This window comes from Nocardia sp. 852002-20019_SCH5090214 (assembly GCF_001665865.1).
GTDB lineage: Bacteria > Actinomycetota > Actinomycetes > Mycobacteriales > Mycobacteriaceae > Nocardia > Nocardia nova.
Genome location: NZ_LZMK01000124.1, coordinates 1 through 13,938, shown reverse-complemented (window position 1 = coordinate 13,938; position 13,938 = coordinate 1). Strand labels below are relative to the sequence as shown.

Here is a 13,938-nt window from a genome sequence, read left to right as displayed (position 1 = left end):
GGCCGTGCAGGAACACCCAGCGCTCTTCCGGAACGCCGAGACGCCGGGCGGCCGCCACGGACATGAGAAGTACGGCCGCACCCTGGTTGACCTGGTCGCGAGCGACGAGAAACCGCGGATAGGGCTCGGATATGAATCGGTTGCGCTCGGTCGGTGTAGCCAGCTCGTGCGCGTCCCGCTGCACGGGTGCGGCGGCGTGCGGATTGGCCGCGGCCACCGCGGAGAAGGGCGCGAACAGGCGGCCCATGGACAGCGCGTAGTCCGCCCGCGACTGCTTCAGTCGTGCTCGTCGCGCATTCTCGAACAGCGCGTATTGGCTCGGTGCGTTGGTGAGGCCGTGCATGGCCAGGTGCCGGGAGGACAGGCCCTCGAGACCGTAACCGCGATCTTCCAGCTCGCCTCCGACGGTTTCGCTGAAATCCGGTTTGTCGGCGGACTTGGCGAGGTGGCGGGTAGTGGAAATTGCCTCCGAACCGCAGACCAGTACTACCTCGAGGTCACCACGGGCGATTGTCGCGGCCATTTCCGTGACCAGATGTTGCGGGGACTGTCCGCCACTGACTTCGAGTATGGCCTTACGCGGGTCGGCTCCGATTCGGCGCGCTACCGAGCGCGGATAATTGTCGGACTTGCCCAGTGGTGCTCGAGCCCCGGGGGTGGAGATCTCGAATTGCCGGACAGCGGCGACGGTTTCGATCGCGGCGCCGAGTGCGACAGTGTCGGCACCCGTGTCGGCCAGCGCCTCGGCGGCGGCCTCGGCCGCGAGTTCGACGGCGGACAACCCGCGGTATCCGGGATCGTCGATACGTTCGGAGGACTGTCCGACCCCGACGAGAACGGGGGTCCGGGAGTCCAGTTCGGAGAGGTCGGTCATACCCGAGTACATATCTAACTATTATCACTATGTGCTCTAAGAGTCGAGTGTCGGCATCGACCCGTTTGCCGCGGTGAGCCGGGCTACGCTGTGTAGTCCGGCTCACCGATGACGCCTATCTGCCGCGGTTCTCGGAGCTGAGCAGCCATGCCAGCTTCTCGAGTCGATCGATCATGGCGTGCAGAAGATCGGCAGTGGACGGGTCCTCGGCGTCCACCTCGTCGTGCACCTCGCGCATCGTCGCGACAGTGGTGCGGATCTGGGTGGTGACCAGGTCTACGACACTGGAGGTGTCTTGTTCACCGGGCGGGAGTACCGGCAATCCGGTGGCGGCCGACACTGTTCGCGGCCGACCGTCGGGCACGGCGTCGAGGGCTCGCATACGTTCGGCGATGGTGTCGCTCGCGTCGCGGGCGGCATCGACGATCTCGTCGAGCTGCAGGTGGAGGTCGCGGAAGTTGTGACCCACGACATTCCAGTGTGCCTGTTTGCCGTTCAGGTGCAGGGCGGTCAGGTCGACGAGGACCCGCTGCAGGTGGCCGGCCAGTTGTGCCGATGCGTGGAAGCCGAGGCGTGTTTCGGTCTGAGTCATGATCGTTGCTCCTGATAGGTGGAGGGGCGATTTATTCGGGCCAGGGATTGGATTCGATGACGTCCACGAAGTCCGTTCGGACGAAGCCGGGGACGAAGTGGGCGAGAACGTCGGCATTGACGGTGCCGAACGTGGTGTCGGGACGATCGGCGAAGCCCTTGGTGAACGCGGCGAGAATCTGTCGTTTGAAATCGGGCCGTGGGTGAGCGTCGGTGACGGCTTCGATGTCGGCGGGTGCCAGGTCGTGGTATCCGATGCCGAGAACGTCGGTTTCGACACCGGCGGTCACCAGTGCGATCTCGGGTTCCATGTGCTCGGGGATTCCGGGCGTGGTGTGCAGGGCGATGGCAGTCCAGACCCGTTGTGCCGCTTCGGGTTCGATGCCGTGCTCGAGGAGGAAACGGCGAGCCTCGTCCGCGCCGTCGACCTCGAAGCGCCGATCCTCGGTGCGATAGGCATCGGTCAGCCCCAGGTCGTGGAACATAGCCCCGACATACAGCAGTTCGGGATCAGGCTCGAGCCCGCGCAGTTGCCCCTGCAGCATCCCGAACAGGTAGACGCGGCGAGAGTGATGGAACAGCAGCGCCGGAGCAATACCGCGGACGAGGTCGGTGGCCTCGGCCACCACTCGGCTGTCGGGAATCGCGATCCCCGCGATGCGCGTGGGTTTCGTCATTGTCGTGCCTTCCTATCGGTTGAGGTCATTCGTCGTCGGGGTTGAGCGCGAGGAATACCGCGCCCGCCCCCGCGGCGGCGAGGAGTTGCGCCACGAAATACACCCAGAGCGTCGGCCAGGCGAAGACACCCATCACCGCCGCACCGAGGGTGACCGCCGGGTTGAACGCGCCTCCGGAGATCGCGCCGACCGCGAATGCGCCTGCGACGACGGTGAATCCGATCGCGAGGCCGTAGAAGGAGTTGTCCGGGTGACTCTTGCTGGTGGCGACGTTGAGCATCACGTAGCACAGCGCGAAGGTGAACAACAGTTCCACCGCGAACGCGGCCCCCAGCGTGTGACCGGTCAGTGTCAGGGTCGACATGGTCGCGGTTCGTGCCGGATCTACCACGTAACGCGCCACCAGTGCCGCGAGCAGTCCGGCGACCAGTTGTGCGACCCAATACCGCACGGCGTCGCGAAACTCGATCCGGCGCCGCACCAGCACCGCCAGGGTCACCGCCGGGTTGTAGTGCCCGCCGGAGAGGTGTCCCCCGGCGTAGATCATCACCATCAGAACCGCGCCGACGGCCAACGGGGCGAGCTGGCTTCCGCTGCGGATGGCCGCCCCCACCGTGAATACGAGAAAGAAGGTGCCGATCAACTCCACCGCATATTTCGACCCGAGCCGGCGGGCTGAGGTTATCGCGATATCTGTGTCGGCAGTGTTCGTCTCGGCTGAACGGAACTCTGTGGAAGTGACCATGTCACGACTCCTCGGATCTGTCTGGTGGACACCTCTCAGAATTGCTCGCCCGGACGCCGATGTCGTCGGCGCTGACGCCCATACGCGGTGCCCACCACCCCCACTTCCGATCTACCTGCCAGCTGCAATACGCCCGGACTATGCTCGAATCCGATCGGTCGCGTCCCGAGCATCCGAGGAGGTCGAGCCCAGGTGACGACCCCGCTGCGGGTGCTTCTCGCCGAGGACGACGTCCTGCTGCGCGAGGGTGTGGCGAGCCTGCTGGCCAGGTCGGGGTTCGAGGTCGTGGGGCAGGCCGGCGACGCCGCGCAGCTGCTGGCGATGGTTCGGCGGGAGCCGCCCGATGTGGTGGTGGTCGACATTCGCATGCCGCCCTCGCACACCACCGAGGGGCTGGACGCGGCCCGTGTCATCCGTGCGGAATTCCCCGACATCGGCATCCTCGTCCTGTCGGCGCACTCCGATGTCGAACACGCGATGGAGTTACTGGCCAGCGGGCACGGAATCGGCTATCTGCTGAAGAGCCGGATCACCGACGTCGAGGACTTCATCGGCACCCTCGGGCGAATCGCCAAAGGAGCCTCGGTCGTCGACCCTATGGTGGTGACGGAATTGGTGTCGGCCCGACGGCGCAACGATCCGCTCGCGATGCTCAGCGCGCGCGAGCGCGAGGTCCTGGCGTTGATGGCCGAGGGACGTTCGAATGCCGGTATCGCCCGGCAGCTGTGGGTCACCGAGGGCACGGTCGAAAAACACGTGCGCAGCATTCTGACCAAACTGGATCTGGCGGAGGAAGCTGACGATCACCGCCGAGTGCTCGCGGTGATCACGTTCCTCGAATCGCGCTGATCCGATCCCCGTCGCGTCCATCGAGCAGCGCGAGGATCGCCACCGACGACAGGTCCGATTTGGCCAGGAAACCCACCGCCGGACTCTCCGCGATCAGGTCGGCGAAATCCTGCTGCGCATGAGTGGATATCAGCACAACCGGCACCGATGTCCCAGCCAGCCGCTCGGCCAGCTCGAAGCCGCTCTCCCCGCCGAGGTCGATATCGACCAGGGCCAGATCGGGCCGGAGTTCCTCGACGCGCCGCAGCGCCTCGCTGACAGTGGCTGCCACGCCGACAATGCTGATTCCCTGCTGCTGCAACAGGTTTCGGGCAGCAGCCAGGAAAAAGGGGCTGTCGTCGACGATCACGCAACACAGCGAGTCGGCCCTCGCGATCATGATCGCAGTCTGCCCCCGCCGCTCCCACCGCGCATTACCGCTACCCGGAAAAGCTCGCCGATACGGAGTGGACCTCTACCCGATTCGGGCTTTGCCGCGACGGTGGCACGCCACCATCGACGATGGTCACGGCGGCGGCGACATCGCCGCGGACGTCACTGCGACGAGGACGTAGGAGGGCCTGCTCTGGATGACGGTATGACGTGGACGGCTACGATGGATGTCGGAACCGAGGATTCATCCATACCCGTCGATGATCGATGTGAGCGCCACATCATGATCCCGAAACCGTCACACGGACGCGGCTGGCGTTTCCGCCGGCTCTCACTGTCCATGCGCCCTGCGCCGCCGTCGCTGTCGCTCGGCCTCACCGTCGCAGCGTTGGTCATCGCTGTGGAGACGGTGGTGGTGCTGGGGCTCGAGCGGATCGCTCCCGGCAACTCGTTCGGAGTGCTGTATCTGCTCGGGGTCCTGATGATCTCCACGGTGTGGGGACTCGGGCCGGCGGTGATCACATCGGTCGTCAGCGCCATCGGCTTCGACTATTTTCGGCACTGGCCCGCCGAATCCGGCCCGGTCGCCCCGCAGAACGCCATCACGGTCGCGGTGTTCCTGATCGTCGCGGTATCGGCCAATACCCTTGCCGCACTGGCCCGTTCGCACGCGGCCGAGGCCGATCGACGACGCCGGGAAGCCGATCGCGTGGCCCGGCAGCAAGCCGCGTTGCGCCGGGTGGCCACCCTCGTCGCGCGCGGTGCGACATCGTCGGAGGTGTTCTCGGCGGTGGCGCAGGAATCGGCCCGCTGTCTCGGGGTGTTCAACGCAACCCTGCTGCGTTTCCAGCCCGACGGCTCGGCCGTTCTCGTCGCTGCCCGCGACGAGCCTGAATTGCCGAGAATGCCGGTGGGTATGCGATTCACCCTCGAGGGCGACAATGTGGCGGCGATGGTGTTGCACAGCGGCACCACCGCCCGGATGGACAGCCATGACCGCGCCGCCGGCTCGGCCGCCGCGCTGATCCGTTTCTATGGCCTGCATGCCGGTGTCGGTGCTCCGATCGTCGTCGACGGCCAACTATGGGGCGCTATCGTCGCCGGAACCACAGGTCGAGAGCCGTTACCGCCCGACACCGAGCAGCGGCTGGCCGAGTTCGCCGACCTCGTCGCGACCGCAATCGCGAATACCGAGGCGCACGCCGAACTCACCGCGTCCCGCGCCCGCATCGTCGTCGCCGCGGACCAGGCTCGGCGCCGATTCGAACGTGATCTGCACGACGGCGCGCAACAACGCCTCGTCTCCCTGGGACTCGCCTTGCAGACCGCCCGCACCGCGGTACCTCCCGAGTTGGACATTCTGAAAACCGAACTCTCCCAGATCGTTCGGGGGCTGGTCGACGTGTCGGAGGACTTGCGCGCGATCTCCCGCGGGATCCACCCGGCCATTCTCTCCAACGGCGGACTCGGCCCGGCGCTCAAGGCGCTCGCCCGTCGCTCCGCGGTCCCGGTCGATCTCGCCGTCGACATCGACCGGTCCATGCCGGAATCCACCGAAGTCGCCGCGTATTACGTTGCGGCGGAAGCGCTGACGAACGCGGTCAAACACGCGCAGGCATCCGAGGTGACCTTGTGTGCGTCGATGAACGACGGCGGTCTGTGTCTGCGGATTCATGACGATGGAGTGGGCGGAGCCGACCCCGGCAAGGGGTCCGGGCTGACCGGCCTGACCGACCGGATCGAAGCCCTCGGCGGCCACCTGCACATCACCAGCCACATCGGCCACGGCACCACCCTGACCGCGGCAATCCCCGTTCCTGCCGAGTGACGCCGCTGTCGTCACCGCGTGACCAGAAGTTCCTTCACGCCGTAGTTGGTTCCGGTGACGTCCATGGGGACCTCGTCCGCCGGTACGGCCAGGCGCAGGTCGGGAAAGCGTTGAAAGAGCTTGGGCAGCACGGTTTTCAGTTCGGCGCGGGCCACGTTCTGGCCGAGGCATTGATGGACCCCGTACCCGAAGGCCAAGTGGCGGGTCATCTTCCGCTCGAAGTCGGGGACGTCGGGATCGGTGAAGACGCGGGGGTCCCGGTTGGCGGCGTTCATCGCCACCACCACCAGATCGCCCTGACCGATCACGACATCGCCGAGCTCGACATCTTCCAGAGCGACGCGCCCCAGCCCGAACTGGACGATGGTCAGGTAGCGCATCAGCTCCTCGACCATCGAGCCGACCTTCATCGGTTCATCCGCGTGCTCGATCAGATAGCGCCGTTGGTCGGGGTGGGTCAGCAATGTGTAGGTGGACAGGCCCAGCATGGCGGCGGTGGTGTCGTGACCGGCGAACAGCAGGAGTACGCCCATCCCGATGAGCTGATCGTCGGTCACGAAAGAAGCGTCCGCGCGTTGTGCCGCTATGAGTTCGGCGAGCAGGTCGCCGGTTGCGTTGGTGCGCTTCTTGTCCGCGATCAGATCGGTGATGTACGCGATCAGCCAGTGCGCGCCTTTGTCGCGCACCTCGCGGGGGTTGCCCACATCCATCATGACCTCGGTGGCATGATGAAATCCGTCGCGGTCGGCGTAGGGAACGCCGAGCAGCTCGCAAATCACCAGACAGGGGATGGGCAGCGACATCGCCTGCACGAAGTCGAATGTCGCAGGGCCCGCGGCGATCGCGTTCAGATGGTCGTCGACGATCTGATCGATATAGGGCTGCAGCCTGTTCTGGATACTCTTCGGTGTGAAACGGCCTGCCAGCAGCCGCCGGTAGAGGCTGTGGTCCGGCTCGTCCATCATCACGAACACCGGGTCGAACGGCGCGTCCTGCCCGGCCTCGCCGACTTCACCGGGCAGTGTGTCGTGACGCTGGCGGCGGGCGGTGAACCGGGGGTCGCCGAATACCGCGCTGCCCTCCTCGAAGCGGGTGACCAGCCAGCCCTCCAGCCCGTTCGGGAAGCGGACCCGGTGGACCGGTTTGTCCTCCCGGAGTTCGTGATATTCGGCTGGTGGATCCAGGGGGGCGGTGGCCGAGCGGGTTATGGGCTGGCGGACGATGGTCTCGGTCATTTCTTCTCCTGGGTGAAGTCGGCCAGGGCGGCTTCGATGCCCTGGTGGGTGGCGGTGGCGTTACCCCAGCCCACGTAGTAGGCGAGTTGGAGGGCTGCCTCACGCAGTTGCGCGGGCGTCAGTTCGCGGGCGGCGAGGGCGCCGCCCACCTGAATCCGGACGAGATCGGGGCGACCGAGCGCGGCGGTGGCGCCGAGCACCAGCAGTCGCCGGTCGCGGATGGACAGGCCGGGCCGGGCCCACACCTCGCCGAACAGGTGCTCGGTGGTGGTGTCGGTGAACGGAGTGCTGTCGCCGGGCATGTTCTGGCTGAAGCCTTCGCCGTAGACCGCGTCCATCGCGGCCAGGCCGCGCTCGCGTGGTGTGCGCTCAGGTTGTTCCAAGGGTAGATCGAGGGTGTCGCGCACACGGGTTCGCGCGACGTCGGCCAGCGGGATGTCGACGCCGAGCTCGGCAGCGAGGTCCCAGGCGGCGGCGAGGTCCTTGGACATGAGCGGCTCGATCTTGCGGCCGAGCGCCTCGGGTATTTCGCCTGCCGCATCGCGCATGCGCAGCAGTTGCAGCAAGGTGCGGCCCTCCGGATCGGCGGTGTCGATGACCTCGGCCAGTTTCGCCGGATCGACCCCGGCTGCACCGGCCAGCGCAGCGGCCTCGTGGACGGTGCGCCAGCTTCCGTAGGTGACGATGTTCCGAGCGATCTTGGTAGCCATCCCGGCCCCGAGCGGACCGCAGTGCACGACCTTCTTCGCCCAGTCCCGCAGGACGGGCATTGCGGCAGAGACTACGGCGTCGTCGCCGCCGAGTATGGCGACCATGCCGTTCTCGGCGGCCTTGTCTCCCGGCGTCACGCCGCAGTCGAGAAATCCGACCTCATGCTCGGCGCACAGCTGTGCGAGCTTATGCACGACGGGCAGTGCGATCGTGGACAACAGCACCACCGTCAGCCCCGGCTGTGCACCGGCGAGTACGCCGTCCGGCCCGGCGATCACGGCTCGGGCCTGGTCGGCGTCGACTACCGCCACCATGACGACATCGCTGGCCTTGGCCACGTCGGCCGGTGAACCGAGCTGCGCGTCGACGCCGGGCAGTGCGTCGGCGGCCTTCGGACGAATGTCGTAGACGGCGGGAACCCGGCCGCGGCGGGCCAGGCTCACCGCGACGCCGCCGCCGATCATGCCGAGGCCGACGACTCCGGCTCGCGCTTCATTGTGTGTCATTGTGAGATCCCAACGGGGAGAAGAGGTTCGACAGGAGAATTCGCGGCGACGTGTGCGCGGTAGCCGCGAGTGGCACGGGGCATGTTGACACCCACGGCGCCGCAGACCCGGCCACCATCGCTGTAGAGAGCGACAAGCCTGCGCTCGGCGATGCTGCCCTCGACGACGTCGACTCGTTGTGCGCCTCGGGTGCGACCGTAGATCTGGAACTTCAGGTCATACTGGTCCGACCAGATGTAGGGAACAGGGTCGAACGGCTGCGCCGCCTCCGGTCCGGCGAGGATGTTGCGGGCAACCAGCATGCCCTGCTCCGCGGCGTTGGTGCGGTGTTCGATCCGGGTCGGGATGCCGGTCCTGGGGTGCTGCCAGCAGGCGACGTCGCCGGCTGCCCACACCCCGGAGCCGGCGTGGAGAGTGGCGTCGCAGTGCACGCCGTTGCCCACAGGAACGGCGCTGCCTGCCAGCCAATCGGTGTTGGGCGTGGCGCCGATCCCGACGAGAACAGCGTCGGCTTCGATCGTCCGGCCGTCCGCGAGCCGCACTCCGGTGGCACGTCCGGACTCCGCCGTCACGGCGTCGACCAGGGCGCCGGTCTCGATGTGAACGCCGTGATCGCGGTGGACCTGCGTGAGCATGTCACCCAGTTCGGCGCCCAATGCATCCGACAGTGGTGCGGTGACGTCGGTGATCATGGTTACCTCGATGCCCAGTGTCCGTGCGACCGCGGCCGCCTCGGCACCGACGAATCCGGATCCGACGATCACCAGATTCGGCAACGCGCGCAACGTATCTCGGAAGGCGAGCGCATCCTCCAGCGTTCGCAGCACGTGTACGCCCGCGAGGTTATCGGTCCCGGGCAGTCGGCGCGCGGCCACTCCGGTCGCGACCACCAGAGCGTCGTATCCGACCTGTTCTCCATCGGAGAGAAGCACGTGCCGGTCGTTGGTGTCCAGGGCGACGGCGCGCCGATCCAACCGCAGATCGAGGTCGAGTCCGTCGATGTCGGCCTGGCTGCGCAGTAGTACTCGTGTGCTGTCCCAATCGCCGGCGAGTAGCTGCTTGGACAGCGGTGGCCGGTCGTAGGGAAGGTGGGGTTCCTCGCCGATCAGGGTCACCCGGCCGGTGTATCCGGCGCGACGCAGTCCCTCGGCGACGCTGAGACCGGCGGCGGAGGCGCCCACGATGACCACCGAGCGAGGGTTGTGCGGGGTCATTCGCGCACGCTGATCACGGCGGCCGGGCATACAGCGGCGGCCTCGCGCACGGCCGCGAGCTGGTCCTGCGGTGGATTGTCGTCCAGCAGGACCACCACACCGTCTTCGTCGCGCTGATCGAAGACTTCCGGGGCGGCGAAAACGCACTGACCTGCTCCGCAGCATTTGTCGATGTCGAGGCTGATCTCCATATCGAACCCTTTCCAACGCTAGTTAGCCAATGTAACTAAACTAAGTTCAGTCAAGAGTGTACGCCTCTGCGGGAGAAGCCGTCTACCGGATTCGCTAGGAGTTGTCGCGCTCCATCGCGGGAGCGTCGTCGCGCTTAAGCATCGACCGAATGTGGCGCGCCGCAGGCGAATCCGTCGGCGAAGGCCACCGGCGATCATCGTCGGGTGCGGCGGACACGAGAGCGTCGAGCATCCCGTCCGCCAATTCCAGCACCAGTGCCTCGGTCGATGAATCGAAGAAGATGCTGTGCGCCAGTGACAGCTCACCGTGTAATGCTTGCCAGAGCGTCTGCGCCGACTGCTCGATCGGCAGCGCCAGCCCGAAGCCGGCCTCGCGGCACCGGATGAAGCCTTGCCGCAAACTCTCCGAGATCAGCCGCGAGGGGTGCCGGCTGATGCGTGCGACATCGACCTCGGGCTGGCGCACCTCGTACATCAGCCGATAATGACCGGGATGCTCGAGCCCGAACCGGCAGTATGCGTGCGTCTGCGCGCGTAGCCGTTCCCGCGCGCCATCGGGCACCGCGCCCGCGTCCGCCTCGGCCATCCGGGCCGCGAGTTCGGCGTACTTGTCCGACAGAGCCGCCCACACCAACTCTGTCTTGTCGGTGAAGTGCAGGTAGATACTTCCGGCGGTGGTGCCCACTTCGTTCGCTACCGCGCGCATCGTCAATTTGTCGACGCCGCCCCATTCGGCCAGCAGCCGATTGACCGCCGCCAGGATCTCGGTGCGCAATTCCTCGCCCTGGCCGCGGGGGCTACGCGGCCTTCCCGCGCCGCTACCCGCCGCCGTCCGCGCCATATCGCCTCCTCCATGATCCCGCCGCCGAGCGTACCGCGCCGACCAGGCCGAATCCTCCTTCTCGGGAAGCGGAGTGCCGTGCCGTCGACGCTGCTGTGGCAGGAGTGGGTAGTCGTCGAACGCGGATCGTGGTGGCGAGTATCCGATGGTCGGGCAGCCGCGATGGGGTGCTAGCGTGAGATGCCATTTCGAAATGTGGTTCTGAGATCAGGGGGTCCCCGCAAGTGACCGGTGGCAGTGGTAAGACCGCTGAATCGGTGGTCTCGGGAGGTCGTCACCTCCGTCGGGTCGCGAATCCCGCCAGGCAGGTTCGCTACGACGAGGAAGTGAAGACGCTGATCCGGTCGGCGCAGGAGGTCATGCGGCGTAAAGGGCGGACCGAGATGCCCACGGTCGCTGAAATCGTCCGCGAGGCCGGCGTGACGAATCAGGCCTTCTACCGCCACTTCCGTAGTCGCGACGATGTGATCGTGGCGACCTATGAGCAGGGGCTACTGACGTTGCACAGCTACCTGGAGCATCAGGTGTCCAAGTGCTCCGGTGCGCACGATCGGATCCGCGCCTGGATCGAGGGCGTGCTCGCGCAGATCGAGGATTCTCGTCTGTCGCAACTCAGCGCGGTGATTCTGTGGAACGTCGGGCAGGTCGCCCGGGCCGAGAGTGAGATCGAACCTGTCGGCTTCGCACGGATGCTGCACCTTCTCGACACCGTTCTCGCCGACGGCGGAGTCGCCGATCACGAACGCGCCGCGCTGTTCGTGCAGACGTTGGTTCTCGGCATGACCTCCCGTTACCACGACAGCGGTACCGTGCCGACAGCGGCGGACCGTGAGCACCTGGTGCGGTTCTGCCTGGATGGCATCGGAATCGGTTGAGCCGCAGCCGGTTCGGAGGCCGTAGTGGTCCGGTTCAGCGATGTTCGTCGGCCTCGCGCAGCGCGCGCACCAGAGTGGGAACTTCGGCGAGCGCACGCATCGCGTCGTTGAGATGAGTGCAGCCCTCGGTTCCGGGCAGCTTCTCGAGCACGGCGGTACGCAACTCGGAAAGTGGTGTGCCGATGATCTTTCCGACATTTCGTGAGGCGAGGGGGCACTCGTCGTAGGGCAGTACGCGGGGGTCGGCGTCGATCGTGAGCAACTGCCCGGTGATCGGATCCGCGGTGGCGGTGAGCCGGTACTCGTGTACCGCGACGCGGCCGCCGGACGGCACCGTCGAACTGTCCTGGAACATCGAATCGATGGTGATCACGTCCCCGACATGTACATCGATGCGGCGCGCCCGCCGCATGGCCATCTCCGTAAACTCTTCCAGCGCATGCCAACCCACCGGATCCTCCGGGCGCGGCAGTGGTTGCACGGGCTGGACCTGATGGTTCCATTTGGAGGAGCCGTCGGGCATCAGCGCGCCGGAACCGGGCTGGAATCCCGTGCAGATTCCGGTCATATTGCGGACCGGCCCGGCGCTGATCTCCCGGATGAGCAGGTCGCGGTCGATCCATCGGGAATAGGCGAACCCGGCTATGAGCGACGCGCCCGCGATATCGTCGAGCAGCAGGTACAGCGGAGTCCCGGCCGAGGCCTCGTCGGCCATCGCCTCGGCCAGGACCGCGCGCGAATTCCCGCCACCTCGCGCGCCGATCAACTGTGTCAGGCTCGCGCGGGCCGGGGTCGCTTCGATCTCCTCGATCGTGCGGGTCGCGGCGTTGACGCCCACGCGCATGCTGTCCTCGCGCAGTACGAGCGGGTCGCCGCCGTCGCTGGGGGTCAACAGATCTCGTGCGCGCCCGATCAGCCGGAGCTGGGTTCCCGGGCCCGCGGGCCAATACATATCGATGCTCGATGTGCGCCGCACCGAACCGGGACGGCGTGGGGGAGTAGCCTCGGCCGGACCCCTGGCAACGAGGCCGAACGGTATCTCGACAACCACGGCGGCCCTCCTTCGAATCGTTCGCGCGCCGGCTCACTGCACAATGCCTCCGAGACGAACTCTCGCCCCGAGCACGAGGTGTACCTAGTAAGTTATCACTGTCGGATGCGCGGCCGTATCCCGGTACCGGAACGCCAGCCCCGGAAAGTTCTCGCCCCATTCGCTATGGCGCTCAACGATTTCCGTGCCGGAGGTCATCATTCGGCGAACGCCGCCATCGCCCCGCAGCTCCGCGGTTGCGGTGGTGTCACTCCTTCTTGGCGGTCAGCCCGGACCGCTCCACCCGGCGGGCGAAATCGGCCGAGGTGAGTCGGTGCGATTGGAGCCGGGCGCACTCGTGCAGGTACGCGTCGTCCGGCAGTCCGGTTCGGGTGAGAGCCACATACCCCGCCAGGGCCTGCGAACCCACGCGCGAGAGCGCTGCCGCGAACTCGACCGCGGCAGCGACAGGATCGGCGACGACCTCCGCGATACCGTGAGCGGCGGCGTCGTCGACGGTGAGCTCACCGCCGCTGCCCAGTAACTTCCACAGCAAGCCGGGTGCCAACCGCTCGAGCAGGGCGGCCCCGCCGGTGCCGGGGACCAATCCCATCCGGGCCCAGCCCTGCCCCAACCGCGCCGATGGAGCCACGAATCGCCGATCGCACCACAGGGCAAGGTCGAGACCGAGTCCGATGGCGGCGCCGTTCACCGCGGCCACGGTGGGGATGCGGCATCCGCGCAGCGCCCGGGCAAGTGTCTGGAAGCGGTCGTACACGATTGCTTCGACTTCAGCGGGGGCCGCGCCGTCGATCGCCGCCAGAATGGATGGCAGGTCGCCACCTGCGCAGAACGCCTTCTCGCCGGTCAGGACCAGCGCCGCGGCGCCCGAGTCGGCCGCCTCGGCGATCGCCTCCGCGACCTGCTCGGCTTCCTGTGGTCCGAGGGCGTTTCGCCGTTCGGGCCAGCGCAGCGTGACGATGGCGGCGTGTGCGGACCTGTCGATCGTTACGCCCATTGATTCTCCTCGCCGGAGCGTGCGTGCCACGGGAGGCATGGCCGCTCCTCAGGTAGATAGATAACCTAGATTAACAAGTCGCGTAGAATGGTGGCGGGAATCCGGCCGCGAACTCGATGAGGAGTGCACATGACCCGCGCCGAAGTGTCGAAGGGGCTGATGCTGCTCACCGAACAGCGTGGCGGGGTTCGCATCCTCACGCTGCATCGCCCGGCCGCGCGAAACGCATTGACCAGTCATCTGATCGAGGCATTGCGACGCGAACTCGCCGCGGCGGACGGCGACGATCGCGTGGACGTGGTCATCCTGACCGGCGAGAAGGCGTTCTGCGCGGGTGGCGACCTGCCATCCATTCTGGCGGCGATCGACGGCGCGGCCCCC

The 13,938-nt window shown here is 66.8% G+C and carries 15 protein-coding genes and 1 pseudogene; 4 read left to right on the top strand and 12 right to left on the bottom strand.

The window, feature by feature from the left end:
* From A5780_RS10995 to A5780_RS10980, 4 genes and pseudogenes are all read right to left on the bottom strand, one after another.
* A pseudogene (locus tag A5780_RS10995) lies at window positions 1-874 on the bottom strand (acetyl-CoA acetyltransferase); the annotation flags it as partial.
* Window positions 875-989: 115 nt separating this feature from the next.
* Window positions 990-1,466: a Dps family protein gene (locus A5780_RS10990; RefSeq protein WP_064908354.1), complete on the bottom strand. Its 477-nt coding sequence runs from the start codon at window positions 1,464-1,466 to the stop codon at window positions 990-992.
* 31 nt (window positions 1,467-1,497) lie between these two features.
* Window positions 1,498-2,142, bottom strand: a complete 645-nt coding sequence (locus A5780_RS10985) for an HD domain-containing protein (protein WP_064908353.1) — start codon at window positions 2,140-2,142, stop codon at window positions 1,498-1,500.
* 25 nt (window positions 2,143-2,167) lie between these two features.
* Complete coding sequence (locus A5780_RS10980) at window positions 2,168-2,887, bottom strand: MIP/aquaporin family protein (protein ID WP_082976402.1); 720 nt, start codon at window positions 2,885-2,887, stop codon at window positions 2,168-2,170.
* Between the two features lie 192 nt (window positions 2,888-3,079).
* Here A5780_RS10980 and A5780_RS10975 point away from each other — a divergent pair, with 192 nt between their 5' ends.
* Window positions 3,080-3,736, top strand: a complete 657-nt coding sequence (locus A5780_RS10975) for a response regulator transcription factor (RefSeq protein WP_064908352.1) — start codon at window positions 3,080-3,082, stop codon at window positions 3,734-3,736.
* On the opposite strand, the gene A5780_RS10970 is transcribed toward A5780_RS10975, so the two are convergent.
* A complete protein-coding gene (locus A5780_RS10970) occupies window positions 3,714-4,085 on the bottom strand; it encodes a response regulator transcription factor (RefSeq protein ID WP_338067207.1) in 372 nt (123 codons plus the stop codon). The two genes, A5780_RS10975 and A5780_RS10970, sit on opposite strands and share 23 nt — an antisense overlap.
* A 306-nt stretch (window positions 4,086-4,391) precedes the next feature.
* On the opposite strand from A5780_RS10970, the gene A5780_RS10965 reads away from it, so the two are divergent.
* Window positions 4,392-5,936, top strand: coding sequence for a DUF4118 domain-containing protein (locus tag A5780_RS10965; protein ID WP_064908350.1), 1,545 nt, complete (start codon window positions 4,392-4,394; stop codon window positions 5,934-5,936).
* Between the two features lie 11 nt (window positions 5,937-5,947).
* Here A5780_RS10965 and A5780_RS10960 read toward each other — a convergent pair whose 3' ends face one another.
* The 5 genes from A5780_RS10960 to A5780_RS10940 form a co-directional block, all read right to left on the bottom strand.
* Entirely contained in the window at window positions 5,948-7,171 is a 1,224-nt protein-coding gene (locus tag A5780_RS10960; RefSeq protein WP_064908349.1) for a cytochrome P450, read from the bottom strand.
* A complete protein-coding gene (locus A5780_RS10955) occupies window positions 7,168-8,388 on the bottom strand; it encodes an NAD(P)-binding domain-containing protein (RefSeq protein ID WP_064908348.1) in 1,221 nt (406 codons plus the stop codon). The genes A5780_RS10960 and A5780_RS10955 overlap by 4 nt, the downstream gene beginning before the upstream one ends.
* Window positions 8,385-9,602, bottom strand: a complete 1,218-nt coding sequence (locus tag A5780_RS10950) for an NAD(P)/FAD-dependent oxidoreductase (protein ID WP_197521721.1) — start codon at window positions 9,600-9,602, stop codon at window positions 8,385-8,387. Before A5780_RS10950 ends, A5780_RS10955 begins: the two co-directional genes overlap by 4 nt.
* On the bottom strand, window positions 9,599-9,793 hold the full coding sequence (locus tag A5780_RS10945) for a ferredoxin (RefSeq protein ID WP_064908347.1): 195 nt from the start codon (window positions 9,791-9,793) through the stop codon (window positions 9,599-9,601). The genes A5780_RS10950 and A5780_RS10945 overlap by 4 nt, the downstream gene beginning before the upstream one ends.
* Before the next feature lie 94 nt (window positions 9,794-9,887).
* On the bottom strand, window positions 9,888-10,634 hold the full coding sequence (locus tag A5780_RS10940; RefSeq protein WP_064908346.1) for a TetR/AcrR family transcriptional regulator: 747 nt from the start codon (window positions 10,632-10,634) through the stop codon (window positions 9,888-9,890).
* A 224-nt stretch (window positions 10,635-10,858) separates the two neighbouring features.
* Here A5780_RS10940 and A5780_RS10935 point away from each other — a divergent pair, with 224 nt between their 5' ends.
* Window positions 10,859-11,509 (top strand): TetR/AcrR family transcriptional regulator, encoded by a 651-nt coding sequence (locus tag A5780_RS10935; protein ID WP_064908345.1) that lies wholly within the window; start codon window positions 10,859-10,861, stop codon window positions 11,507-11,509.
* A 34-nt stretch (window positions 11,510-11,543) separates the two neighbouring features.
* On the opposite strand, the gene A5780_RS10930 is transcribed toward A5780_RS10935, so the two are convergent.
* Entirely contained in the window at window positions 11,544-12,560 is a 1,017-nt protein-coding gene (locus A5780_RS10930; RefSeq protein WP_082976401.1) for a DUF2889 domain-containing protein, read from the bottom strand.
* Window positions 12,561-12,807: 247 nt separating this feature from the next.
* Window positions 12,808-13,557 carry an enoyl-CoA hydratase/isomerase family protein gene (locus A5780_RS10925; RefSeq protein WP_064908344.1) on the bottom strand — a complete coding sequence of 250 codons (750 nt, stop codon included), beginning with the start codon at window positions 13,555-13,557 and terminating at the stop codon, window positions 12,808-12,810.
* A gap of 129 nt (window positions 13,558-13,686) precedes the next feature.
* Between A5780_RS10925 and A5780_RS10920 the strand changes: the two genes are divergently transcribed.
* On the top strand, window positions 13,687-13,938 hold a 252-nt coding region (locus A5780_RS10920), incomplete at its 3' end, for an enoyl-CoA hydratase/isomerase family protein (protein WP_231982916.1).